Origin of the sequence: Kribbella sp. CA-245084 (assembly GCF_050942355.1) — a bacterium.
Lineage (GTDB): Bacteria > Actinomycetota > Actinomycetes > Propionibacteriales > Kribbellaceae > Kribbella.
This window is the reverse complement of sequence record NZ_CP192053.1, coordinates 2,075,228-2,099,231: the sequence shown is the minus strand read 5'-3', so window position 1 is coordinate 2,099,231 and position 24,004 is coordinate 2,075,228. Positions and strand designations below refer to the sequence as shown.

At 67.4% G+C, this 24,004-nt stretch carries 19 protein-coding genes; 7 read left to right on the top strand and 12 right to left on the bottom strand.

The features are described 5' to 3' along the window. Positions 1-56 precede the first annotated feature (56 nt). Together ACQPYH_RS10245 and ACQPYH_RS10240 are read left to right on the top strand one after the other, a co-directional pair. Entirely contained in the window at positions 57-836 is a 780-nt protein-coding gene (locus ACQPYH_RS10245; protein ID WP_432889425.1) for an SDR family NAD(P)-dependent oxidoreductase, read from the top strand. A gap of 74 nt (positions 837-910) precedes the next feature. Further along, positions 911-1,489, top strand: coding sequence for a nicotinamidase (locus ACQPYH_RS10240; protein ID WP_432889422.1), 579 nt, complete (start codon positions 911-913; stop codon positions 1,487-1,489). Here ACQPYH_RS10240 and ACQPYH_RS10235 read toward each other — a convergent pair. From ACQPYH_RS10235 to ACQPYH_RS10205, 7 genes are all read right to left on the bottom strand, one after another. Beyond that, the gene (locus ACQPYH_RS10235; protein WP_432889419.1) at positions 1,482-3,020 is read right to left on the bottom strand and encodes an AbgT family transporter; all 1,539 of its coding nucleotides are present in this window, start codon (positions 3,018-3,020) and stop codon (positions 1,482-1,484) included. The genes ACQPYH_RS10240 and ACQPYH_RS10235 overlap by 8 nt on opposite strands. 1 nt (position 3,021) lies before the next feature. Next, positions 3,022-3,972 carry an alpha/beta hydrolase family esterase gene (locus tag ACQPYH_RS10230; protein WP_432889416.1) on the bottom strand — a complete coding sequence of 317 codons (951 nt, stop codon included), beginning with the start codon at positions 3,970-3,972 and terminating at the stop codon, positions 3,022-3,024. 93 nt (positions 3,973-4,065) lie between these two features. After that, a complete protein-coding gene (locus tag ACQPYH_RS10225; RefSeq protein WP_432889413.1) occupies positions 4,066-4,809 on the bottom strand; it encodes a creatininase family protein in 744 nt (247 codons plus the stop codon). Continuing rightward, a complete protein-coding gene (locus tag ACQPYH_RS10220) occupies positions 4,806-5,495 on the bottom strand; it encodes a FadR/GntR family transcriptional regulator (RefSeq protein ID WP_233714572.1) in 690 nt (229 codons plus the stop codon). Before ACQPYH_RS10220 ends, ACQPYH_RS10225 begins: the two co-directional genes overlap by 4 nt. A 43-nt stretch (positions 5,496-5,538) precedes the next feature. Next, positions 5,539-7,602 carry a hypothetical protein gene (locus ACQPYH_RS10215; RefSeq protein ID WP_432889411.1) on the bottom strand — a complete coding sequence of 688 codons (2,064 nt, stop codon included), beginning with the start codon at positions 7,600-7,602 and terminating at the stop codon, positions 5,539-5,541. Positions 7,603-7,688: 86 nt separating this feature from the next. Further along, positions 7,689-8,633 carry a response regulator gene (locus ACQPYH_RS10210; RefSeq protein WP_432889409.1) on the bottom strand — a complete coding sequence of 315 codons (945 nt, stop codon included), beginning with the start codon at positions 8,631-8,633 and terminating at the stop codon, positions 7,689-7,691. After that, entirely contained in the window at positions 8,630-9,742 is a 1,113-nt protein-coding gene (locus ACQPYH_RS10205) for a histidine kinase (RefSeq protein WP_432889407.1), read from the bottom strand. The genes ACQPYH_RS10210 and ACQPYH_RS10205 overlap by 4 nt, the downstream gene beginning before the upstream one ends. Before the next feature lie 114 nt (positions 9,743-9,856). On the opposite strand from ACQPYH_RS10205, the gene ACQPYH_RS10200 reads away from it, so the two are divergent. Continuing rightward, the gene (locus tag ACQPYH_RS10200; RefSeq protein ID WP_432889405.1) at positions 9,857-11,350 is read left to right on the top strand and encodes a M1 family metallopeptidase; all 1,494 of its coding nucleotides are present in this window, start codon (positions 9,857-9,859) and stop codon (positions 11,348-11,350) included. On the opposite strand, the gene ACQPYH_RS10195 is transcribed toward ACQPYH_RS10200, so the two are convergent. Then, positions 11,340-13,157: a bifunctional metallophosphatase/5'-nucleotidase gene (locus ACQPYH_RS10195; protein WP_432889403.1), complete on the bottom strand. Its 1,818-nt coding sequence runs from the start codon at positions 13,155-13,157 to the stop codon at positions 11,340-11,342. The two genes, ACQPYH_RS10200 and ACQPYH_RS10195, sit on opposite strands and share 11 nt — an antisense overlap. 128 nt (positions 13,158-13,285) lie before the next feature. Between ACQPYH_RS10195 and ACQPYH_RS10190 the strand changes: the two genes are divergently transcribed. Next, positions 13,286-14,074 carry a polysaccharide deacetylase family protein gene (locus tag ACQPYH_RS10190; protein ID WP_432889401.1) on the top strand — a complete coding sequence of 263 codons (789 nt, stop codon included), beginning with the start codon at positions 13,286-13,288 and terminating at the stop codon, positions 14,072-14,074. A 2-nt stretch (positions 14,075-14,076) separates the two neighbouring features. Here the strand turns inward: ACQPYH_RS10190 and ACQPYH_RS10185 are convergent, their stop codons facing one another. Both ACQPYH_RS10185 and ACQPYH_RS10180 read right to left on the bottom strand, forming a co-directional pair. Then, on the bottom strand, positions 14,077-14,799 hold the full coding sequence (locus tag ACQPYH_RS10185) for a hypothetical protein (protein WP_432889399.1): 723 nt from the start codon (positions 14,797-14,799) through the stop codon (positions 14,077-14,079). Positions 14,800-14,822: 23 nt separating this feature from the next. Continuing rightward, on the bottom strand, positions 14,823-16,016 hold the full coding sequence (locus ACQPYH_RS10180; protein ID WP_432889397.1) for a homogentisate 1,2-dioxygenase: 1,194 nt from the start codon (positions 16,014-16,016) through the stop codon (positions 14,823-14,825). Between the two features lie 74 nt (positions 16,017-16,090). Between ACQPYH_RS10180 and ACQPYH_RS10175 the strand changes: the two genes are divergently transcribed. The 3 genes from ACQPYH_RS10175 (at position 16,091) to ACQPYH_RS10165 (ending at position 22,143) form a co-directional block, all read left to right on the top strand. After that, complete coding sequence (locus tag ACQPYH_RS10175; protein WP_432889395.1) at positions 16,091-16,942, top strand: hypothetical protein; 852 nt, start codon at positions 16,091-16,093, stop codon at positions 16,940-16,942. Beyond that, positions 16,942-18,150, top strand: a complete 1,209-nt coding sequence (fahA, locus tag ACQPYH_RS10170; protein ID WP_432889393.1) for a fumarylacetoacetase — start codon at positions 16,942-16,944, stop codon at positions 18,148-18,150. Before ACQPYH_RS10175 ends, fahA begins: the two co-directional genes overlap by 1 nt. 240 nt (positions 18,151-18,390) lie before the next feature. Further along, the gene (locus ACQPYH_RS10165; RefSeq protein ID WP_432889391.1) at positions 18,391-22,143 is read left to right on the top strand and encodes an endo-alpha-N-acetylgalactosaminidase family protein; all 3,753 of its coding nucleotides are present in this window, start codon (positions 18,391-18,393) and stop codon (positions 22,141-22,143) included. 90 nt (positions 22,144-22,233) lie between these two features. Here ACQPYH_RS10165 and ACQPYH_RS10160 read toward each other — a convergent pair whose 3' ends face one another. After that, positions 22,234-22,647 (bottom strand): hypothetical protein, encoded by a 414-nt coding sequence (locus ACQPYH_RS10160; protein WP_432889389.1) that lies wholly within the window; start codon positions 22,645-22,647, stop codon positions 22,234-22,236. A gap of 71 nt (positions 22,648-22,718) precedes the next feature. Next, positions 22,719-23,963, bottom strand: coding sequence for a HAMP domain-containing sensor histidine kinase (locus ACQPYH_RS10155; protein ID WP_432889387.1), 1,245 nt, complete (start codon positions 23,961-23,963; stop codon positions 22,719-22,721). Between the last annotated feature and the right edge of the window lie 41 nt (positions 23,964-24,004).

Genomic DNA, 24,004 nt, shown 5'->3' with positions numbered 1-24,004 from the left:
AATTAGTCGGCTAAGTTTTCTGCTTAGCCGACTAACAAATACCGGAAGGACGGGTCATGGACCTGGGATTCAAGGGCGCGGCGGTGCTGGTGACGGGCGGGTCGTCGGGGATCGGGCGGGCCACGGCGATCGCGTACGGCGCCGAGGGGGCGCGGGTCGCGATCACCTACAACTCGCGCAAGGACGCGGCCGAAGCGGTCGCGGCGGAGATCGAGGCGGCGGGCGGTACGGCGTACGTCGTCGGTATGGAGCTGGGTGTGCCCGAGACGATCGCGTCGGCAGTCTCGTCCGTCGTGGAGCACTGGGGTGGGCTCGACGTTGTGGTGGGGAACGCGGTCGACTGGGGCAATGCCGGGTTCCACGAGCGGCCGACCAAGGTCGAGGACGGGCCGGCGGAGTGGTGGGTTCCGATCATGCGGGCCAACCTGGAGGGCAACTTCCACCTCGTCCAGCAGGTGGCGCCGGCGCTGCGGCGGTCCGGACACGGGCGTCTCGTGCTGATCTCGACGGACCTGGCCGAGCGTGGTCTGCCGGGCTCGTGGCCTTACAGCGCGGCCAAGGCCGGACTGCACGGGTTGGTCGCGAGCGTGCAGCACGACCTGGGTGCGGACGGCGTACTGGTCAACGTCGTCATGCCAGGTATCACGCTCGAGAACGGCGAACACCGGGTGATCCCGCAGGCCGCGCTCGAGCAGATCGCGGCCGGATTCAGCGCGCGGCACCTGCCGGAGACGACCGAACTCGCAGACGCCATCCTGTTCCTGACCTCGCCGCGGACCAAGGCGATCCAGGGCCAGATCCTGCGCGTCACCGGCGGGACCCTGCTGCCTGCCTGACGCGCAATACCGCCGCGACGGCGTCGACGCTTGTACCGTGGGCAGAGGGAACTCCCCGATGAAGGAGCGTCGCGATGGCCCGGGCACTGATCGTGGTGGATGTGCAGAACGACTTCTGCGAAGGCGGAAGCCTGGCCGTCGCGGGCGGCGCCGACGTTGCGTTCCGGATCGGCGAACTCCTCCACCAGTGGCACGAGGCGGAGCCCGACGAGCGCCAGTACGCGTACGTCGTAGCCACTCGCGATCACCACATCGATCCCGGTGACCACTTCTCCAGGGAGCCTGACTACGTCCAGTCGTGGCCTCGGCATTGCGTAGCCGGGACGGACGGGGTCAGCTTCCATCCGAACCTGGACCCGCAGCCGTTCGACGCGATCTTCGACAAGGGTGAGTATGCGGCGGCGTACTCGGGGTTCGAGGGGAAGTCCCACGAAGGCGGTCACGCCCTGGCCGATTGGCTGCGCGGCAAGGGCGTGACCGACGTCGACGTCTGCGGGATCGCTACGGACTATTGCGTCCGCGCCACTGCGTTGGACGCCCGCAAGGAGGGCTTCGACACCACCGTCCTCATCAACCTGACTGCCGGGGTCGCTCCGTCCAGCACCGAGCAGGCACTGAGCGACCTGCGCACAGCCGGGGTCAACGTCACCTGACGGGTGCGCCTGGGCCCAGAGGGATGCCTAGGGCCCACCAAGCCAGGAACAGCAGGGTCCACGCGATCGTCATCGATACCGCCAGTGGCACGGTGTACGACGCCAGCGTGCCGACGCCCGCGTCCTTTCGGTAGCGCTGCAGGAAGCCGAGGGCCATCACGAAGTACGGGCTCATCGGGGTGATAGCGGTCGAGCCCGAGTCGGCGATGCGGAAGAGCGCCTGCGTGGTCTCGGCGGGGACGTTGAGCAGGAGCATCATCGGGACCAGGATCGGCGCGGTCACCGACCACATCGCCGAGCCGCTGGTCACCAGCACGTTGATGATTGTGAGCAGCGCGAGGATGCCGAGGAAGATCACCACCTTCGGCGCACCGAGATCGCCCAGCCAGCGGGCCGATTCCGCCGACAACAGGTCGCCGATGTTGCTCCAGTCGAAGTACGCGAGGAACTGCGCGATCGCGAAGAACAGCACCAGTACCGGCGCCATCTGTTTGATGCCCTCGGCCATCAACTTCGGTACGTCGGCCGCGCGCTCGATCGCCTTCACGGTCACGCCGTACGTGATGCCGACGAGACCGAACAGCACGGCGACGACCATCGCGATCCCGTCCAGGAACGGGGAGTCGACGATGCTGCCGTCCTTGCCGCGTAACGGGGAATCGTGCGGCAGCAGTACAGCGACGATCGCCACCGCGGCGATCAGGAACACGATGCCCGCCCTGCGTAGACCCTTGCGCTCGGCAACCGATACCGCCAGCTGATCCGGGTCGTCGCCGGGTGCGTCAGGGTCGGCGTCCAAGTCGGTCCGCTTGCTCAGCACCAGCCTGGTGACGAGCGTGATCACCAACGCCAGCAGGATCGACGACGCGATGTTGAAGAACCAGTTCGACAGCACCGAGATGTGCGCATTCGGGTCGATCGTCTTCGCGGCCGCGGTGGTGATGCCGGCGAAGATCGCGTCGTTCGGGGTCGGGATCGGGCTCGCGTCGTACCCGGAGGCGATCGCGGTATACGCCACCACGATGCCGAGGATCGGCGACCGCCCCACCGCACGGAACGCGAGCCCGCCCAGCGGCACCAGGATGATGTACGCCGCCGCGGACGCCACGTGCGCCATCGTGCCGGCGAACGCGACCGCGAACACCACCATCGACGTAGGCACCCGCGACACGCTGACCCGCATCAGCGCCTGCAGGAACCCGGTCCGCTCGGCCAGCGCGACACCCATGATCACGACCACGATCGTCGCCATCGGCGGGAACTCGGCGAAGTTCGAGATGGCGGTCGAGACCGCCATCTGCAGCCCGTCGCCGGACAGCAGGTTCTGTACGGCGACCTCCTTGCCGTCCTTGGGCGAGAGCACCGAGACATCCAGCGCCGACAGGATCGCGCTGACGACAGCGAGGATCGCGGACAGGATCCAGAACAGCCAGAACGGATGCGGCAGTGCGTTCCCGACCCGCTCGATGACAGCCATCGCCCGGACCAGCCGGGGCAGCTCCCTGCGGTCGGCGGTTGTAGCCGTACTCATGTCAGCTCCTCAACCGGTGCGCTTGGAAGAAGGCGCCGATCAGCTCATGCGCTTCGAAGGTCTGCGTCACGTAGCCCGGTCCGGACGTGGAGTCCGAGCCCGGCCAGCTGTGCCCGCCGTCGGTGACCGCGACGTGTACGACGTCAGCCTTGCAGCCCTTGTACGTGAACTTCAGTACGTCGTCACCGAGCTGACTCGTCTTCGGATCGGGATTGCAGTGATCGCGGACCGTCCAGTCGCGGACCCAGGTCTGGACACTCGGCAGGTCCCGTTCGCCGTCACCGCCGTACGGAATCGTCGTGTCGCCGGTGCCGTGGATGTCGAGTACCGGGATCGGACGGCTCGGCGCGCAGTGTGTGCCCTCGATGTAGAACGCGCCGGAGACCGGGGCGATCGCCGCGAACCGGTCGGCCATTTGGCATGCCAAAATCCCGGTGAATCCCGCACCGTTGGATTTGCCTGTCGCGTAGACGGCGCGCGTGTCGACGCAGTACTTCGACTCCAGGTCGTCGAGCAGGTCGGCGGTGAACTTCACGTCGTCGACACCCTTGGCGGCGTACGGCGCTCCTTGCCAGGCCTGCTTGTCCTCGTCGCCGATCACACCGTTGGGGTAGGCAACGATCGCGTCGAGTTTCGACAGGTCGGAGAACGCTTCGGTCTGGGCGCCGGTCTTGCCGCGACCGTGGTATACCAAAATGAGCTCGGACGCCTTGGAGCTCTTGTAGTTGTCCGGAACGTGCAGGCGATAGGTGCGGGTGATCCCGCCGCTCTGGATCGTGTAGTCGCCGCTCGGGGCGGCTTGCTTGCCACAGCCGGCGGTGCTGGACGCGGCGGATGCTGTTGCTGTGGGCAACGTGGTGGCGGCGGTCACCAGGGCCGCCGACGCCAGCAGTGCGCCGATCCGCCGGGTGGTATACCAACCGCTGAGTGTTTTCGGGCGTGCGAGGTTCATCAGGGGTGCCTCCTCGGGCAGGCGGCCTGCAGGCGGGCAGGCTCGCGCCTGGACCTCCCTGAGCGAAGGTCCAGTGTTCGGGGTGGTGCGGCGTCAGGCCGAGAGCAACTCGTCGGCGAAGGCGGCTATCCGGTCGGCGGCGGTCTCCACCAGGAGACGGCCGTCCTCGGCGGTGGCGCGACGGGGGTCACCCAGTACGCCACGCTTGTGGTACGCGTCGAACCCGACAGACAGCCGCGGACCGCGCGTCTGCCGGGACAGCCGGGCTGTCGTGGTCAGTTCGTCGAGCATGGTGGCGCCCGGCTCCAGACGATCGGCCTGGACCAGGTCCGGGGCCAGGTACAGCATTTGTGCGGTCTCCGCCTCGCCGGCGTGACCGTGTACCTCGCTGACTCCTGTGATCAGGTCCGACACCACGGACGTGACCGGGGTCCACGCGAACGTGAGCTCGCTGCGGACGTACTCCTGCGCCAGCACGGAGAGGGCGGCGTTGTTGCCTCCGTGCCCGGTGATCACCAGGAACCGTTGCCAGCCGTGTTCGTGCAGGCTGGCGACGACATCCCGGAGTACTTGCATGAACGTTGCCGGAGACAACGTCATGGTGCCGGCGAACGCCATGTGGTGCGGCGAAACGCCGTACGGGACGGCCGGCGCGATCACCGCGCGACCGGCCAGCCGCTCCGCGACCCGCTCGGCCACGCCGACGGCGCGAACGGTGTCGGTGGACATCGCCATCCCGCCACCATGCTGCTCCTGCGCGCCGACCGGAACGATCACCAGCGGGGAGCGGCGTACGGCGACGAGCGCTTCGTCGGTCGTCATCTCGGCAAGGTTCATGACCACTCCGGGGCGGACTCGATGGCGCGGCGGATGTTGTCGAGGTGCTCGCGGGTCAGGCGTTCGGCCTCGGCGGCATCTTGGGCACGGACGGCCTCGACGATCGCTTGGTGCTCTTCGTGGTCGCGCTCGCGGTTGTCGTACAGGGCACGGATCTGCTGCTGCTCGCGGACGCGCACCTTCAGCAAGGACGACAGAACCTCTTGCAGTAAAGGGTTCCCGGACGCGGCGGCGAGCTCGACGTGGAAGTTGAGCGCGAACGCCGGCCCGCCGGGCGGGATGAGCGCGTTGGTGACCGCGGCCTCGAGGCGCTCCAGGTTTTCGGGCTGGCGTGCGACCGCGGATTGCGCGGCGACGGCCGGCTCGAGTACGAGCCGAGCGCTGATCAGCTGCAGCACCGAGTCCTTCGTGATCGGCGGCCGATGCGGATTCGCCAGTACGACGTTGTTGATCGTCGGCCCGACGTACGTGCCCGAGCCGTGCCGGAACTCGACCGCCCCGGTCGCCTCCAGCTTCCGCAGCGCCTCGCGCACCGTCGGCGTCGTGATCGCGAACCGCTTCGCCAACTCCCGCGCAGACGGAATCGCATCCCCCGGCCCCAACCCGCCGTCCCGGATGATCCCGAGAATCGACTCGGTCAACCGGTCCGACAGGCTAGGCGGCACCTCAGCCGCTGAGTAAGTCACAAACTGACTAAATCACTTAGCCTTTCCCGGGTCAAGACCTGCTTCAATGAACCGCGCCGTCGGGCGGAACCGGGTGGGTGCCGGTGTGGTCGACATGGAACGTGAATCCATGAGGACTGATCCACTCGATGGCGCCAGTAGGCAGACGCCGGTTACGCCAGCCACCGAACGTCTTGGCGCGGTGATGGAGCCGACCTTGCGGTATGAGGTTGTGAGTCCCGGTTTGCCCCGGCCGGCCTGGTGGGCTGGGTGCGCCGGTCCGGTCGTATGGAGTGATGTGGTCCTGATCCATGCGCATGGTGGCTTCGGCGCCGCTGTACGGGAACATGTCGACCGGGTACTGAAGGCGGACACGCTCCCGAATGCGGTCAGGAATCTCATACGCATGCACGCTGACCTGGTCATGCAGGTCAATCACCGGCTTAACAACGATCCGCTCATGGCCAAGCAGCTCGCTGAGCTGATGCGCCAGCAACGGGCCAAGTTCCTCAACCCGCAACACGCCGGTCCCGGTGGCAAGCGTCTGATCAGTCAAGTGCACGTACACCGTGTGCCGTCTCGCCCGCCCACTACCAGCACCAAGACCGTTGCTATAGGCATCCTGCTTAATCGCAGCAAGCCGCGCTGCAAGCCCACCAGCCAACACCCGCCGCGTAAACGCATCCTCGTCATCACAGTCACCGACGGCCGTCCGCGCAAACGAGTCCTCACCATCGCAACTGCCGGCAGCCGCACGTGCAGCCACGTCGCCCGGCACCGCGGCCCGCAGGAATGCGCCCTGGCAGGTCACACCCGAGCCGCCACGCGCGCCAACTCCCGAGCCGGACCCATCTGAGCCCTCCTCGTACGGCACCTCGTGGCATGACGCATCGTCGCGCGGAGGCTCGTGACACGACAGCTCCTCGTACCGAACCTCGTGGCACGACGCCTCGTCGTACGGTGGCTCGTCGCCATACGGAGGCTCGTCGCAAGACGCCTCGTCATGCGGAGGCTCGTCGCACGCGCCGTACGGCACCTCGTCGTACGGCCGGTCGTCACGCGGCACTGAGTGGCGCCAGGAGGCACTAGGCGTGTCGTGCGGGGCTGCGCCATCTGGTGCGGTCTCGTGCGGGGCGGTGCCGCGCTGGTCGACATCGCAGGCGGCAGCGTCCGCGTCGGTGGCGGCCGTGGTCGGCGAGGCGGAGGCAGTTGCTGAGCGCGGTGGGGATTCGGCCCGACTCGAGCCAGCTGCGTCGTTGTGAGCTGGAGCCTTCAGGGACGCGTCGGGCGGGGCCGCTTCGTGTGGACCGGGGTCGTGGGCGGTGGCGCCGTGCGGGGTGGGGGTGTGGGTTGGTTGGGTGCGGGCTAGGTGGCGGGCTACCTCTAGGAGGTGGTGCGCTGCGGCGGGGTCCGAGATCCAGCCGATGGCTTTGGCTCGGCGTTGGTTGAGGGAGTCGGTGTCGCCGAGGGTTTTGAGGGCGCGGGCCAGGTCGTCGATGGTGGCGTCGAATCTGATGACGTCGCCGGCGGCGGCGCGGACCCAGAAGCGCTTTGTGCCGTGGTCGTCGGAGGGGGTGATGAACACTCCGCGGGCCCGGGCTGCGGCTTCGGCTTGGGCTTTGGCTAGTTCGGGGTCGGCCTGCCAGACGGCGGCGGAGACGATGGTGGCGAGTTTGCCGGGGGTGACGGTGTCCACGATTCCGACGACGCGTCGGTCGACGATCGCGGCGGCTTCCAGTGACAGGGACATGCAGGCTTGGGCGATCTTGCGGGCGCGCCATGCGATCGCATTCCCGGACAGGACTGCGGCCCAGATCCTGGGGAGTCGATGGCACAGGGCGAGCGCGTCGCCGATCAAGGACGCGGCCGCGCCGCTCGACATGCGCAGCACCGCGCCGAGCTCGATCGGCGCGAACTCCGCGACGCCCGGGCAGCCGTCACCGCCGTACACCTGGATCCGTTCGTAGCCAGGGAGGACGGGATCGCCGGACACGACGGCGTTGCGGTCGGCGAACGCGAGGGCGGCTTCGAGGGTGCGGACGGCGGCGCGTTCCTGGATCCGGGCGAACTCAGCTGCCGTGGTCAGTAGGTCCACGGTGGCGAGGTCGTTCAGATCTCCTTCGAACATGTGTTCTATTCTAGGTCACGATCAGGTCTCGGCCAAATCGGCGGGTACCTCGAACCCCTTACTTATAAGGAGAAACGGCCGGGGTTCTAGGCCAAGCCGGCGTCGTGGATCAGGAGGGCGATCTTGGTGCGGTTGGGTACGGCGAGCTTGGCCAGGATGTGCGTGACGTGTACCTTCACCGTCGACTCCCGCAGCTCGAGCCGCCGTGCGATTTCCGCGTTGCTTAAACCCTCGCCTACCGCCATCGCAACCTCCCGCTCTCGCGGCGTCAATTCCTCCAGAACGTCGTAGCCCCACGCGCCGTCACCGCCCGAGGCCGCTCCAGCTCCGCCTCCCTCGCGTGCAGCATCACCCCACCCACCCGCACCACCTGAGCCACCCGAGGCCGCCCCGCCTCCGCCGCCCTCATCGCGCGGACCATCTGCGCCGCGCGAGGCTGCTCCGCCTCCGGCTCGCTCGAGTACAGCACCCCACGCGCCCGCACTACCTGAGCCGCCCGCACCAGCTGCGCCGCCCACACCACCTGCGCCACTCCCGCTGGACGTGCTGGACGTGCTGCCCGCGCCTTTCCTCCCCGCGGCCCCTCGCCGCCATCCCGGTGGAGCTGGGCGGGCGGTGTAGGCCGCGATTAGGCGTTTGGTGATCTGGGGCGACAGCATCGAGTCGCCTTGGACGGCTTGCTCTACGGCGTCGACCAGTGCCCTAGGGGCGATGTCCTTCAGGAGAAAGCCCATGGCGCCTGCCTGGAGTGCTTCGTAGACGTACTCGTCCAGGTCGAAGGTCGTGAGAACTACAACAGGTGGTGGAGCTGGCAGGGCGTTCACTCGGCGAGTGATCTCGATGCCGTTCACCTTGGGCATCTGGATGTCTGTCAGCACGAGGTCCGGAGTGTACTTCTCGACCAGTTCGACCACGCGCGAACCATCGGTGTCCTCGGCAACGACCTCGGCCGTCCCGCCGGCCTGCAGGATCAGCCGGATGCCGCTGCGTACGAGCTCCTCGTCGTCGAGGAGCAGCACCTTGATCGTCATTCCTCCGCCTTCAGCCCGAACACCGCCTTGACCCGGAACACTCCGCCGTCCCACCCGGTCTCGAGCCGACCGCCGGCCAGCGAGACCCGCTCTCGCATCCCTAGCAACCCGTACCCCGACCCTGGTACGGCGACTCCCACGACGCCCCGCGGATTCGTCACCTCGACGGTCAAATCGTCGCCCTCAGCAACGATCCTCACGGTTACGCGAACACCCGGCGCGTGCTTGGCCGCGTTCGTCAGCGCCTCCTGCACCACCCGGTACGCCGCCCGCCCGACGGCAGACGACGCCTCGGGAACCGGATCCGCCAAGTCCAGCGAGACAATCTGCCCCGTCGATTCCGCGTCCGCGACCAGCACAGGCACCCCACCGATCGACGGCGCGACATGGCCCGGCTCCCAGGGCAGCTCGTCCCGGAGTACCTGAAGGATCTCGCGCAGTTCGGTGAGCGCCGACGTACTCGTCCTGCGGATGATCTCGGCAACTTTCTCGGTCTGCTCGTCCGGCGCGGTCATCGTCAACGCGCCCGACTGCAGCGCAATGGCGCTCACTCGGTGCGCGACCACGTCGTGCATCTCGCGGGCGATCCGGCGTCGCTCGTCGGTCACCGCGCGCTCGGAGCGGAGGTCGCGCTCGCGCTCTGCCTGGTCGGCGCGATCGCGAAGGGCGGCGAGCAACGCGCGCCTTTGGTATGCCCAAAGTCCGAGCAGGACCGGACCGCCGACGAACAACGCGACAGAAGCGGCCTGTTCGGCCCAGGAGAGGTGGCTCCGCCCGGGGACCGGCCACACGACGATCACGATCGCGCCGATCACGGCCGAGACTGCGGTATACCAATGCAAGCCCTTGCGGCTCGCCGCGGTGTACGCCGCGATGCTCACCGGCACGCTCGGGAACACCTGACTGACTGGAGCGAGCACGGCGAACAGCAAAGGAAACCGCCGACGGATCACCATCCCGCAGAACAACACCCCAAGGAACACGGCGCCGTACCAGCGCAGCGTGCCGTTGTTCGTGATGTCCAGCAGTGTGCCGGCGGTAACCGCCGCGGCGAGCAGAACGTCGAAGATGAGGGTCCGGACCTTGCCGTCCCACCACGCGAGCCGCATGCCACCACCGTAGAGCCTTCGACGAACCGATGATGGTCTACCACTTTGGTACTAGGTCAGTTTGAGCTCGAGGACCGATGTACCCCGGGCCGTTGTCAGGAAGTCTGGGGGTACATGGCAACCAGACGACGGCTCGGTAGTTTGCTCGCGGCAACCATCGTCCTGCTCCCGCTCGGGGTGAGCAGTGCCTACGCGGCGACGCCCGGTGCGCAGGACCTCGGCGATCGGCTGTTTCCGGGACTGGGCAACGGAGGGTACGACGCGCAGAGCTACGACGTGAGTTTGGTATACCAAACTGGGACGACGAAGATGCCCGGCGCGGTCACCATGCGGGCGGTCGCGACGCAGGACCTGTCGCGGTTCGGGCTCGACTCGGTCGGGCAGGCGATCTCGTCGGTCACCGTGGACGGACGACCGGCGAAGTACCAGCAGGCCGGCGAGAAGTTGACGGTCACCCCGGCGCGGGCGATTCACAACCACCTCCCGTTCACCGTGCGCGTCGTCTACACGGCCGATCGGTCACTGAACCCGCCGCCCGCGAGCGTGCATTGGCCCGCCGGCACGCCGTACCCGCTCGAGTTCTGGAACAACACCGCGGACGGCTTCGCCATCATGAGCCAGCCGGACCGAGCGCATCTCGCGTTCCCGTCGAACGATCACCCGAGCGACAAGGCCAGGTTCACGATCCGCATCACGGCGCCGAACGATCGGATGGGTGTCGCCGGCGGTCGGCTGATCACGAAGTACCGGATCGGCAGCGACACCACTTGGGTATACCAAACGGCACACCCGATCCCGACCGACGTCGTACAGATTGCCGTCGGCAAGTTTCGTGAGCTCCGCCAGACAGGACCGCACGGATTGCCGGTCCGGAGCTACCTCACGAAGCTGTCGCTGCAAGGACATCCGCTGACGGACGCGATGGAGGTCACCGCGAGGGAGACACCGGCCCAGTTGGCCTGGCTGCAGGGGCAGATCGGGCGACCGTTCCCATTCGAGCAGTACGGCGTACTCGGGCTGGCGAGCGGGTACGACGGTGTCGCGCTCGAGACCGCCACGCTGTCGACGTTCGGTGCCGGGCTCTCCCTGCCGCCGAAGGACGAGGCGCCGACGCTCGTCCACGAGATGACGCACCAGTACTTCGGTGACGCGGTCGCCGTCCGCAGCTGGGACGACATGTGGCTGAGCGAAGGCCACGCCCGCTACTACGAACGCAAGTACGCCGCCGCCCGCGGCTTCACCGACCTGAACGCCGAGCTCAAGGACCTCTACGCAGCCGACCAGCAGAACCGCGACGAGTCCGGCCCGATGGGGCGGGTCGACAACCCGATCGGGCTGCTGTTCGACACCGACGCACCCGGTCAGTTGATGCTCACCGGCCTGAACACGATCGTCGGCGAGCAGACGTTCCGGCGGATCGAGCAGACCTTCTTCGACCGCTACCGCGACCGGAACGCGACGACGCAGGACTACATCGACGTCGCGAACCAGGTCAGCGGGCGCAACCTCACGCAGTACTTCGACAACTGGCTCTACAGCCCTACAACCCCTCCCATGCCAGGCCACCCGGACTGGCACAGCACAGCGAAGGCAAGCGTCAGGCGGTGATCACGATCGGGGTGCCGTTGGAGGTTAGGGACCAGTCGACCGTGTGGAAGGTGGTTGGGTCGACCTCGCCGGTGGCGGTGACGTAGTCGATCATCAGTTGGCGGATTTCTACCTGGCGGTTGTAGACGACCGGCGCGGTGGAGACGTGCGGGAAGTTGCCGCCGCCGGACTGGCGGTAGTTGTTGACTGCGACAACGAATTGCTGGTCGGCCGCCACCGCGACCCCGTCGTACGCAAGGTCCGTGATGCGCGCCCCCACACCCTTGGCGATATCGATCTTGTAGGTCAGTGGCTTGGTCAGCCCGCCGAGGACGTCGTAGTTGTAGTCCGGCGTACCGTTCGGCGCGGTCGAAGTCGGCGCGTTGGTCACCTGGTCGGACGGGAACGGCCCGGCCCCGGTCACCTGCTTGTAGTACTGCGCCGAGAACTCCAGATAGTCCTTGATCTCCGCGCCAGTCATCGTCACCGCGAGCAGCGTGTTGTCAAAGACGTACAGCCCGGCGACATCGCGGATCGACACATCGCCGGCCGGAATCGCAGCCGCCCGGTTGAACGGCGCGGCGATCGCCAGCACAGGCAGCGACTCCTGCGGCGTACCGACCAAAGCCTTCGAGACAGCATCCGCCTGGATGAAGTTGACGAAGTCGAGCGCGGCCGTGTCCTCCCACGGCGCCGTGGCCGCGGACATCGCCTCGGTGCAGGTGCCGATCTTCGAGTTGACGTACTCGACGACCTTGTCGTGGTCCTTCTGCAGCAGCGCGACGACGGCAGGATCGGCGTCGACCGTGTTCGCGTTCAGCACCTGGCTATGCCGACCGACAACCTTCCACTGGCCACGGACCTTCTGCAGGTCGAGGTCGATCAGGGACAGCCGCATGCCCCACTTCAGCGGCTCGCTCAGCACGACCTGCTCGCCGCTGGTCTTGTTCGTGACGAGGCGCTCGGGGATCTCCAGGTGCGCGTGACCGACGAGTACGGCGTCGATGCCGGGGACCGTCTCGGCCATCAGGACGGACGCGTTCTCCGGGTACGGCAGCGCGTCGCCGTACGACGAGGACAGGTCCATGCCCGAGTGCACGGACGCGATCACGATGTCGGCGCCGGCCTTGCGGACCCGCGGTACCCAGATCTTGGCCAGCTCGACGATGCCGCCGAACTTCAGCTTGTTCTCGACGTTCGCCTTGTCCCAGATCGCGATCCCCGGGTTGGTCAGGCCGAGGATGCCGACGGTGATCGGCTTCTCGCCCGGCACCTGCACCCGCTTCAGCACGTACGGCGGGAACGCGGGCAGCCCGGTGGTCCAATCCTGAGCGTTCGCGCCGAGCAGCGGGAACCGCAACTGCCGCTGGAACTTGCGCAGGATCTCGATCCCGTAGTTGAACTCGTGGTTCCCGAGCGCGGCCGCGTCGTACCCGATCTGGTTCATCGCGGCGGCCATCGGGTGCGTGTGACCGCCGGTGATGGGCTCGATCTTGGCGAAGTAGTACGACAGCGGGGTGCCCTGGATGGTGTCACCGGCGTCGAGCAGGAGCGGGCGCGGCGCGTGGCGGTCCGCGGCGATGCGGTCCCGGACCGCGGTGACGAGGATCGAGATCTTCGCCAGGCCGATGTCGTTGTGCGCGGAGTCGTCGTACTCGGTGTTCTTGAAGTAGTCCCAGTTGAAGACATTGCCGTGCAGGTCGGTCGTGCCCATCACGCTCAACCGGACGGTCCGGCCGTGGCCGGGTCCACCGGCGTACGCCGGGACAGCCGTGAACCCGGCTGCGGCCAGGGCGGATGCTCCACCGATCAGGGTTCGTCTGGTCATCGTCGTACGCTCACCGCTGTCGGTCATCAGCCGCCTCACTGGTCTGCCGCCGGGATCTCCGGCCTGAGGGCCACCCTAAGGGCGACCCGGTGCCCGGATGAACCACCCGGCGCGAGAGGATGCCGTGCATGACCAAGCCGCCCGGCAAACTTCTGCCGTTGGTCGCCGCCCTGCTCTGCGGTGCCGTCCTAGCCCAAGCCGCCAGTCCGTCCAAACACTCGACCACGTCCGCGAAACCCGCGGTCCAGGCGTCGAGTCACGGACTCCTGAGTACGTCGACCACGTCCAAGCGAGGCGCGCCGTCGTCGACGAAACCCACCCAACCGGCCGTCAAACCGCCGGCGCCCAAGCCGCCCGTCGACGACTGGAACCTGACCAGCCACGGCAAGGTCCTGTACCTGACCTTCGACGACGGCCCGCAGCACGAGTGGACACCGAAGATCCTGCAGGTACTGCGGAAGCACCACGCGCAGGCGACGTTCTTCGTCATCGGGATCCAGGTGGCGCAGTTCCCGGAGCTGGTCACGGCCGAGCGCGCCGCCGGGCATCACGTCGGCAACCACACGTACGACCACAAGACGCTCACCCATCTGCCCGAGGCGAAGGTGCGGCAGGAGGTCGGTCAAGGCATGAGGTCGAAGTGCCTGCGGCCGCCGGAGGGTGCCACGAACGCGATCGTCCACGCGGTCGCTGCGGAGTACCACCAGCGTGAGGTCCTCTGGGACGTCGACACCGAGGACTGGGAGAAGCCCGGTACCGCCCACATCGAGCACGCGATCATGTCCGGCGCTCGCCCTGGCGCGATCATTCTGATGCACGACGGCGGCGGCAACCGCTCCGAGACCGTCGCGGCCCTGGACAGCGCGCTCACCAAGCTGACGAAGCTGGGCTACACGTACCGCTCCCTGCCCTGCTAGAGCTAGCGCCGGACCTGCGCAGTGCCGCCGGAGAAGTGCTTCATGGCCTCGTCGATGATGTGGACGGGCTGGTCCAGCGCCTTCACCAGGAACAGGCCGGTGGGGCGCAGGAGCGGGTTGGGCTTGACCACGCTGCGGACCGGCGCCTGATCAAGACCGCGGACACCGGCCGTGGTCGCGCTCACACCAGGCACCAGATCGAGGTCGAGCACGTACTGACCCAGCAGCTTCTGCTGCCGGAAGCCGCGGACCGCGTGCCACTGCAGGACGACCGGGTACGCCGCTCCGTCGCACGCGAGCTCGAGCCCCTTGAGCGACATCCGCATCGCGACCGGTTGCAGCTCGTTGGAGGCGTACCACTGCTGCCGCTCGGCCTGCAGCCGGTACACCATCACCGTGCTGAGGACCAGCGGGATCATTGCCAGGATCAACAAGATCGCGAACGGCCACATCCCCGAGCCGCGGAAGGCCAGCATCGCGTAGATCGCGGCGACGATGCCGACCACGCCGATCGCCAGCGTGATCCAGGCGCCGCGGCGCTCCACGGTCCGCACGACCTCGCGCCGGCGTACCACTGCGTCCCGGTCGATGCCCACGACAAATGGCGCCCCGGGGTCCCGCGGCGGCACCTGCACGTCCACCTCCGGCGATTCACCCGACTCCGGTTCCGGCTCCGCTGAAAGCTCTTCGACTACCTGTTGCGATGTGTCCCCGTCCTCACTCACACGGGAAAGAATCCCACAGACCGTTACGACTTGCGGCGACCCGCCCAGGTCCAGGCGTAGACGCCGTCGTCGACGGCCCGGCCGCCCTCGCCCAGTTCGAGCGGGCGGAAGGTGTCGACCATGACGGCCAGTTCCTCGAACCGCTCCGCTCCGAGCGAGGCCTCGATCGCCGACGGCTGCGGACCGTGCGCGTACCCGCCGGGGTGCAGCGAGATCGAGCCGAGCCCGATCCCGGAGCCCTTCCGCGCCTCGTAGTCGCCGCCGCAGTAGAACATCACCTCGTCGGAGTCGACGTTCGAGTGGTAGTACGGCACCGGCACCGAGAGTGGGTGGTAGTCGACCTTCCGCGGCACGAAGTTGCAGACCACGAAGTTGTAGCCCTCGAACACCTGATGCACGGGCGGCGGCTGATGCACCCGCCCCGTGATCGGCTCGAAGTCGCTCACGTTGAACGTGTACGGGTACAGACAGCCGTCCCAGCCGACCACGTCGAACGGGTGCGTCGCGTACGTCATCCGGCTGCCGACGATCCCGCCGGCCCCGTTCCCGCGGTGCTTCACCAGCACCTCGACGTCGGTCCCGTCGACGACGAGCGGCTCGGTGGTGGGGTGGAGGTCGCGTTCGCAGTACGGCGAATGCTCGAGGAACTGCCCGTAGCGGGACAGGTAGCGCTTGGGCGGCGCGATGTGCGAGTTTCCCTCGATCGCGTACGCGTGCACGCCCTCCGGCCCGGGCAGCCAGCGGTGCGTGGTCGCGCGCGGGATGATCACGTAGTCGCCCTGGACGGCGTTCAGTACGCCGAACACCGTCTCGACCGTCGCCGAGCCCTTCTCGACGTACACGCACTCGTCGCCGATCGCGTTCCGGTAGTACGGCGAGGGCTGCTCCGCCACGACGTACGAGATCCGGACGTCACCGTTCCCGAGCACCAGCCGACGGTCCTCTACGGCGTTCGACTTGGAGGTCTCGGTGAACAGGTCGTGCAGCTTGAGGTGTCGCGGGGTGAGCGGGTGGTTGGCGACGGTGGCCAGGTCGGGGAGGTCCCACACCTGCGAATCGACGATCGCGGACGGCACGCCGGCGTGGTAGAGCAGCGACGAGTCCGACGAGAACCCCTCCTCCCCCATCAGCTCCTCGTAGTACAGCCCGCCGTCCGGTTTCCGGAACTGGGTGTGCCGCTTCGGCGGAACTTCCCCGACCTGCCGGTAGAACGCCATCAGAATTGCTCCAGAGTATCCGATAATCGAACGCGTGCGTCCGCTTACCGAAAGCATCCGTTAGGCTCAGGGCCATGTCAACCGTCCCCGCCTTGTTCCGGCACCTGGTCGACGACGCTGCTATGTTCCCGCCGGGGAACCTGCCGATGGCCGAGGCCGTCACCGCACACCGGGCTCATCTGACCTCGCCGTACGCCGAGCTCGTCGGGCCGTTCGTCTGCACCGACGAGGACCTGATGGACGTCGCCGCCGAGGCAGCGCGCTCCGCCGACGGGCCGCTCCGCGTGTCGGTCGTGATCTCCGGAGGCGCCGGCGGGATCGAGCCCGCGATCCGCTGGGGCGACCGCTCGAAGGACGTCGAGGTGACCGCGGTCGAGGTCCGGCTGCGCGACGAGGACGACCTGTCGCGGAACGCGCTGCGCGTCGTACGGGCGTGTGACGACTGCTTCGACGAGGAGACGGCGTACGTCGAGATCGGTCTGAACGGAGCGTGGGAGCGCGCGCTCGACGTGGTCGCCGACGCCGGGTACGCCGCCAAACTCCGGACCGGCGGACTCGACGCGTCGCTGTTCCCGTCGGCGGACCAGGTGGCGTCGTTCGTCATCGCCTGCCTGGACCGCGAAGTGCCGTTCAAGTGCACGGCCGGGCTGCACAACGCGGTCCGTCATACGGCGGAAGACTCGGGCTTCGAGCACCACGGCTTCCTTAACGTACTGCTGGCCACGCGGGCGTCGCTCGACGGCGCGGCGCACGACGAGGTGACCTCGGTTCTGAACGAGCGGGACGGGCAGGTGCTTGCCGTTCGGGCCCGTGAGCTGACCGACGATCAGGCCGTGAGCACCCGGCGATGGTTCACGTCGTTCGGCTCGTGCAGCATCGACGAACCGCGGCACGACTTGACGACACTGGGTTTGATGGAGGGTTGATGAGCTGGATCGACATCCCGGAGGGTTCGCCGTTCGGGCCGGACAACCTGCCGCTCGGCGTGTTCCGGCACGGGGACGAGGAGCCGCGGGTCGGCGCCGCGATCGGGGACCAGATCATCGACCTCGCGCCGGTCGCGTCGGCGCAGATGCTGGACGGGGCGCAACTGTTCGCCGAGCCGACGTTGAACGCGTTCCTCGCCCTGGGCCGGCCGGCCTGGCGGGCGACGCGTAGTTGGCTGCTCGAGTTGGTTCGCAATGCCAACGACCGGGACACGGTCGAGCCGCATCTGATCCCGCAGTCCGCGGTCACCATGCAGCTGCCGTTCCAGGTCGCGGACTACGTCGACTTCTACGCCTCCGAGCAGCACGCGACGAACCTCGGCCGGCTGTTCCGTCCGGACTCGGAGCCGCTGCTGCCGAACTGGAAACACCTCCCAGTCGGGTACCACGGCCGGGCCGGCACGATCGTTGCCAGCGGCACCGATATCGTCCGGCCTAGCGGTCAGCGCAAGGCGCCGGATGCGGTCGCGCCGACGTTCGGTCCGTCGCAGCGGTTGGATATCGAGGTTGAGCTCGGGTACGTCGTCGGTGCGCCCTCGATGCTCGGAAAGCCTGTGTCCGTTGATGATTTCGAGGATCACGTGTACGGCGTGGTGCTCGTGAACGACTGGTCCGCGCGCGATCTGCAGGCGTGGGAGTACGTCCCCCTCGGCCCGTTCCTCGGCAAGTCGTTCGCGACGTCGATCTCCCCGTGGGTCGTCTCCCTCGACGCGCTGGGCACTGTCCCGCTGCCGGCACAGGACCCGCCCGTCCTTCCATACCTGGCCGGGGAGAACCTCCCGAACTACGACATCACGTTCGAGGTCCGCCTCAACGGTCACCTCGTCAGTACGCCGCCGTACCGCGACGTCTACTGGTCCCCTGCTCAGATGCTCGCCCACCTGACCGTCAATGGCGCCACCGTCCGCACCGGCGACCTGTACGCCTCCGGCACCGTCAGCGGCCCCGCCAAAAACCAACGAGGCTCGTTCATAGAACTCACCTGGGGCGGCCGCGAACCCCTCGTCGTAGCCGGCAAGGAACACACCTTCCTAGAAGACGGCGACGAGGTAACCATCGCCGCCTGGGCCACCACCCCCACCGGCACCCGCCTAGGCCTAGGCGAGGTAACCGGCCGCATCACCCCCACCCACCAACCCCCAGCCTGACCCAGCCCCTCCCGGCACCACCACCCACCTCGCCCTGCCGGCACCACCACCCACCTCGCCCTCCCGGCACCACCACCCACCTCGCCCTCCCTACGCCACGACCACCGCCCGGCCACCGCCCGGCGAGCGCCCTAAAACCACCCCCGCCTTTCCCGTGCCGATGCCGAAGGCGAGGCGAAAGTTGTTCATTAGTGTTCGTTTCTCTTGACGAGTTAGCGGTTACGTGCGAACTTTTCCGGCATGAAACGTTCAGTGGGGTGTGGAGTACTGGCTGTAGCGTTGGCTGCCGGTGTGCTGAGCGTGCCCTCAGGTGCGCACGCCGCCGGCGACCTGACCCTGCGGTCGAACGAATTGACGGTCACCGTCGGGGCGGACTCTCCCCGGGTGATCAAGTACATCGACAACGCCTCCGGGCAGGTCCTCGGCGGCCAACCGGACGCGATCTCGACGGTCACGATCGACGGCACCGCCCGGACCGCGCATCTCACGCAGGCGCCGACGGTCCGCAACGGGCGCGCGTCGTACACGCTCGCCTTCGACGCACTGCCCGACGTCCAGCTCGACGCGAGTCTGAGCGTGTCCGGGCGGGTGACGAAGTTCGCGATCGACGCGGTCCGCGACAGCGAGGCGAGTCGCGTGCACACAATCGACATTCCGAACCAGGACCTGGTCTCGGTCGCGAGTACGGACGCCGGCGCCACCACCGCGTTCACCACGCTCGACCCGGACTCGACGCGCACCGCCGACAAGATCACGCCGGTCACCGCGGCCACTCCGGGCGAGACGTCGGCGACCGGAGCGGCGTACGCGTTCGTCAACACGAGCGGGCTGGCCGCGGGGATCGAGTCCAACTCGACGTACGACAAGCCGTCCGGTCAATCGGTCGACGACGGCGCCCGGTTCTGGCATCAGGCCCGTAAGGGCGCGGACGGCAGTACGCGCGTCGGCGTCTGGAGCGGTCAGTGGACGTACCGCGCCGACACCTCGCCGTACACCGAGCCGCTGCCCTGGGCGAAGGTCGTGGTGACGCCAGACGCGAACCACGACAAGACCGTCGACTGGGAGGACGGCGCGGTCGCGTTCCGCTCGATCATGGTCGAGCCGAACGGCGGCGACCAGGTCAAGGACCGCGTGATCACGCACATCCCGTTCAACTTCGCCAGCCAGGCGACGCACCCGTTCCTGCGGACGCTCGACGACGTCAAGCGGATCTCGCTCTCGACCGACGGGCTCGGCCAGATGGCGATCCTCAAGGGGTACGCGTCGGAGGGCCACGACTCGGGTCACCCGGACTACGGCGGCAACTACAACCTCCGCGCCGGCGGGCTGACCGACCTCAATACCCTGCTAAAGCAGGGCAAGGACTGGAACGCCGCCTTCGGCGTCCACGTGAACGCGACCGAGTCCTACCCGGAGGCGAACGCGTTCAGCGAGGACCTGGTCGACAAGACGGCCAAGGGCTGGAACTGGCTGAACCAGAGTTACTACATCAAGCAGCGCCCGGATCTTGCCTCCGGCAACATCGTGAAGCGGTTCCAGCAGCTCCGCGACGAGACCGACAAGAACCTGCAGGAGCTGTACATCGACGTCTACTACCAGTCCGGCTGGCTCGCCGACGGCCTCACCCGTCAGCTGTCCGACCAGGGCTGGCAGATCGCGACCGAGTGGGCCGACCGGCACGAGCGTACGTCGCTGTGGTCGCACTGGGCCAACGACCTCGACTACGGCGGCCCGACGAACAAGGGCCTGAACTCGCAGATCATCCGCTTCGTCCGCAACCACGAGAAGGATGTCTGGAACAACGACCCGATCCTCGGCCAGGCCAGCATCGTCGAGTTCGAAGGCTGGACCGGCGAGACCGACTGGAACAAGTTCTCCGCGAACATCTGGAAGCAGAACCTGCCGACCAAGTTCCTCCAGCAGCAGAAGATCCTCGACTGGAACGCGAACGACATCACGTTCACCGGCGGCGTCCGCGGCGCGGTCGAGAACGGCAAGCGCGCGGTGTACGTCGGGAACGCGAAGGTGCTCGACGGCGACAAGTACCTGCTCCCGTGGGACAACAACAAGAAGCTCTACCACTACAACCCGACCGGCGGCCGCACCACCTGGCAGGTCCCGTCAGCCTTCGCCGGCGTCAACACCTTCACCGCCTACCAATTGACGGACACCGGCCGGACCAAGCCGACCACCGTCCGGGTTCAGCACGGCGCTGTCACGCTTGATGCGATTGCAGGCAAGCCGTACGTGCTTTACCCGGTGGCCGCGCCGAAGCCGCGGGACGCCGCCTGGGGTCAAGGCACGCACCTTCAAGACCCTGGGTTCAACGCGGGCAATCTGAAGGCCTGGAACGCGACCGGTGGCGCGACCATCGACACTCTCGAGAACGGCCAGCACGTCGCGTCGCTCGGGACAGGCAAGTCGTCCATCAGCCAGCCCATCACCGGGCTGACGGGTGGTCGGACCTACAGCGCGTCTGCTTGGATCGAGGTCGAGCCGGGCAAGTCGCGGCCGACAACTCTGAGCGTCGATGGCGCGAAGAACGTCGTGACCAGATCCACGGCGCAGAACATGGTTGCCTCTGACGACAAACAGGGTGCGTACTACCAGCGAACCCGAATCGTCTTCACAGCAAAGGGAAGCACCGCTGATCTAGCACTGGGTGCAGACGCTGGGGCCGCAAAGGTTCGGGTCGACGATGTGCGGGTCATGGAGACCAAGCGGCCGGCGGCTGGCTTGGTAGACGACTTCGAGAATGTGGATCAGGGATGGGGTCCGTTCGTGAAGGGGGACGCGGGCGGGATCACCGATCCGCGGACGGTGCTGGCGAAGAAGCATGCGCCGTACACGCAGGCCGGCTGGAACGGGAAGTTGGTCGATGACGTGCTCGACGGTGACTGGTCGCTCAAGTCGCACGAGGAGAACGCCGGTTTGGTATACCGGACCACCCCGTCGACCGTGAACTTCCAGCCGGGCCACAAGTACAAGGTCAGCTTCGAGTACGAGAGCGGTCGCGCCGGCCAGTACGCGTGGGTCCAGGGCGTCGATCGTCCGGACTCGGTCGAGGTCAAGGCGACCCCGATCGGCGAGCAGCGGACCAAGGCGACGTTCAACCAGGAGTTCGTGGCCGGTTGCGGCGGCGACTACTGGGTCGGTCTGCGCAAACTCTCCGACGGCGGCGACCAGACCGACTTCATCATGGACAACTTCGCCGTCACCGATCTCGGTACGACGTCGGAGCCGGCGGACTGCACCTCCGTCGCGGTGTCGGGCGTGACCGGTCTTGTATCCGGCGAGGCCAACACTGTCACCACGACGTTCACCAACAACGACGTGGTTGCTGCCAGCAACATCACATTGGCACTGACCGCACCGGACAGCTGGACTGTCACGGCGACCACTCCGGCGACCCACGCCACTGTCGCGGCGGGAGCAACTGCGACGACGACATGGGACGTCACCCCTCCGGCTGGTACGCCAGAAGGAAAGTACGTGCTGACGGCAACGGGTGGTCAGGCAACGATCAGTGCGGAGGCGACCGTGCTCCCGCCGGGGATCGTGCCGCAGTCCCGGATCAAGGTGACGGACGTCGACAGCGAGGACGTCGCCACCGGCGGCGCCGCGACGATGGCGATCGACGGAAACCCCAGTACCATCTGGCATTCCGCCTGGTCGGAGGTGCCAACTCCGGCCGGCTTCCCGCACCACATCACGCTCGACCTCGGGTCGACGTACACCGTGAACGGGTTCAGCTACCTGCCCCGGCAGAGCGGGACGAACGGAATGTTCAAGGGCTATGAGATCTATGTCAGCGCCGACGGTCAGGACTGGGGTACGCCGGTTGCCACGGGCGAGTTCCCCAACTCGACCGCGGTCCAGCGCATCGACTTCACCCCCAAGCCCGGCCGCTACGTGAAGCTGGTCGGCACGAGCTCACTCAACGGCGCCGTCTTCGGCTCCGCCGCCGAACTCAACGTCTACGGCACGCACTAGCAAGACCCAATGGGGACTGTGAATAGGCAATGGCCTATTCACAGTCCCCATCTTCGGTGGCGCAGCTCCCCCGAAGCTGCTCCTCCCGGACTACTTGGTGATGGTCACCGAGGCCGCGGCGGAGGCGGTGCCGGCTGCCACGACGCGGAACTTGTTCACGCCGACGCGGCCGCTCTGCACCCACACCGAGTAGGTGGCCTTGCTGGTCACCTTGGTGGTGGCCGGGAAGTTGACCCACTTGCCGTTCTCGAGCCGTTGCACCTGGACCACGGTGTTCTTCGCGATGCCGCTGGTCTTGCCGGTGAACGAGACCTTCGCCCACGCCTTCGCGGTGGCCTTGTCCGACCTGATCGTGATCGACTTCGCCGCGACCGACGCGCTCGCGACGGTGGTGTACGTCGTGGCGGCGTTGGCCTGCAGGGCGCCGGCGATGCCGAGGCCCCCACCGGCCAATGCGAGACCGGCGACGACGGCAGCGGAACGGCGAATGAACTGAGTACGCATGATGTTCTGGTTTCCCCTCGTTTTGTTGGTGTTACGGAGGGGAAGACGCGATGGCGGCGCGAAAGGTTGTGTTACGACTGCGTCTCAGGCTCGGCCGGCAGTACGAGTCGCGCCAGTGCACCGCCGCCCGGCGCCTCACCGAAGGTGAGCTCGGCGCCGAGAACCTTCGCGTGGCCGGCTGCAATCGTCAGACCGAGGCCGTGCCCGACACCTCGTTCGGCCATCCCGGACCGGAACCGACGCGGGCCCTCGGCAATCAACTCCTCCGGGTAACCGTTGCCGTGGTCAACCACCTCGACGGTCCGGCCGCTGACCGTCACCTCGACCGGCGGCTTGCCGTGCCGTAGTCCGTTGACAATCAGGTTGGCCAGGATCCGCTCGATCCGGCGCGAGTCGGTCGACACCGTCTCGTCCGGACCGAGCAGGAGCACCATCACGCTGTCCGGCGCCAGCGCCTGCTGCATCCGCAACCGGGCAACAGCCGATCCGACGAAGGCGCCGAGACCGACCAACTCCAGGTCAGCCTGCTCGACACCCGAGTCGAACCGCGCGATCTCGAGCAGGTCCTCGACCAGACGCCGCAGCACCTTGGCCCGGTCGCGAACCAGCTCGCTCGGTCGCCCGGGCGGAAGCAGCTCGGCCGCAGTGGTCAGCCCGGTCACCGGCGTACGAAGATCGTGGGCCACGTCCGCGGTGAACCGGCGCTCCGCTTCGAGTTGGCCACGGAGCGAGCTGGCCATCGTGTCGATCGCGGTCGCCAGCGACTGGACCTCATCCTTGCCTTTGCCAACGGCTCCGGCTGCCGACGCGTCGAGGTCACCGGCCGCGATCCGCCGCGCCGTCCCTGCCACGGCAACAATCCGCTTCGACAGACTGCCCGCCAGGATCACGCTGACCAAGGCGACCAGCGCGACCGTGCCGATGCCGCCCAGCAGCAACGCCTGCTGCAGCGCCTTCATCGAGTCGTCGCTGGTCTCGTAGTCCTGCTCGATCGAGAGGATCTTGCCGTCCTTGACCGCGACCGCCGCCCACATCTTCGCGTGCGGCGATCCGGTCTTGAACGTGGCCCGCTTGCCCTCGAGCACGGCGTCGCGCAGCTGCGGCGGCAGCTCCGGATCGTCCACCTTCGCCCCGAACACCGGTACGTCGTTGGTGTCGTAACTCTGCGCTGCGAGCTGGATCCGCTCGTCCGCGAAACTGCGCGTGCGGTCCAGCCGGGCCGACTGGGCCTGGGTGTAGACCGCAACGCACAGCACGAGGATCGCGAGCGCGGAGACCAGCAGGAAGATGAGACCGAGCTTGCCGCGCAGTCCCATCAACTTGGTCCTGTCTGGTGATCCAGCGCCGTAGCGAGGAG

Bases quoted from the DNA above. Each gene is read 5' to 3' on its own strand.
- ACQPYH_RS10205 (WP_432889407.1), bottom strand. From the start codon at position 9,742: ATGCGGCTCGCGTGGTGGGACGGCAAGGTCCGGACCCTCATCTTCGAC.
- ACQPYH_RS10210 (WP_432889409.1), bottom strand. From the start codon at position 8,633: ATGACGATCAAGGTGCTGCTCCTCGACGACGAGGAGCTCGTACGCAGC.
- ACQPYH_RS10235 (WP_432889419.1), bottom strand. From the start codon at position 3,020: ATGAGTACGGCTACAACCGCCGACCGCAGGGAGCTGCCCCGGCTGGTC.
- ACQPYH_RS10155 (WP_432889387.1), bottom strand. From the start codon at position 23,963: ATGGGACTGCGCGGCAAGCTCGGTCTCATCTTCCTGCTGGTCTCCGCG.
- ACQPYH_RS10215 (WP_432889411.1), bottom strand. From the start codon at position 7,602: ATGTTCGAAGGAGATCTGAACGACCTCGCCACCGTGGACCTACTGACC.
- ACQPYH_RS10230 (WP_432889416.1), bottom strand. From the start codon at position 3,972: ATGAACCTCGCACGCCCGAAAACACTCAGCGGTTGGTATACCACCCGG.
- ACQPYH_RS10200 (WP_432889405.1), top strand. From the start codon at position 9,857: ATGGCAACCAGACGACGGCTCGGTAGTTTGCTCGCGGCAACCATCGTC.
- ACQPYH_RS10240 (WP_432889422.1), top strand. From the start codon at position 911: ATGGCCCGGGCACTGATCGTGGTGGATGTGCAGAACGACTTCTGCGAA.
- ACQPYH_RS10195 (WP_432889403.1), bottom strand. From the start codon at position 13,157: ATGACCAGACGAACCCTGATCGGTGGAGCATCCGCCCTGGCCGCAGCC.
- fahA (WP_432889393.1), top strand. From the start codon at position 16,942: ATGAGCTGGATCGACATCCCGGAGGGTTCGCCGTTCGGGCCGGACAAC.
- ACQPYH_RS10245 (WP_432889425.1), top strand. From the start codon at position 57: ATGGACCTGGGATTCAAGGGCGCGGCGGTGCTGGTGACGGGCGGGTCG.
- ACQPYH_RS10165 (WP_432889391.1), top strand. From the start codon at position 18,391: ATGAAACGTTCAGTGGGGTGTGGAGTACTGGCTGTAGCGTTGGCTGCC.
- ACQPYH_RS10190 (WP_432889401.1), top strand. From the start codon at position 13,286: ATGACCAAGCCGCCCGGCAAACTTCTGCCGTTGGTCGCCGCCCTGCTC.
- ACQPYH_RS10225 (WP_432889413.1), bottom strand. From the start codon at position 4,809: ATGAACCTTGCCGAGATGACGACCGACGAAGCGCTCGTCGCCGTACGC.
- ACQPYH_RS10180 (WP_432889397.1), bottom strand. From the start codon at position 16,016: ATGGCGTTCTACCGGCAGGTCGGGGAAGTTCCGCCGAAGCGGCACACC.
- ACQPYH_RS10175 (WP_432889395.1), top strand. From the start codon at position 16,091: ATGTCAACCGTCCCCGCCTTGTTCCGGCACCTGGTCGACGACGCTGCT.
- ACQPYH_RS10160 (WP_432889389.1), bottom strand. From the start codon at position 22,647: ATGCGTACTCAGTTCATTCGCCGTTCCGCTGCCGTCGTCGCCGGTCTC.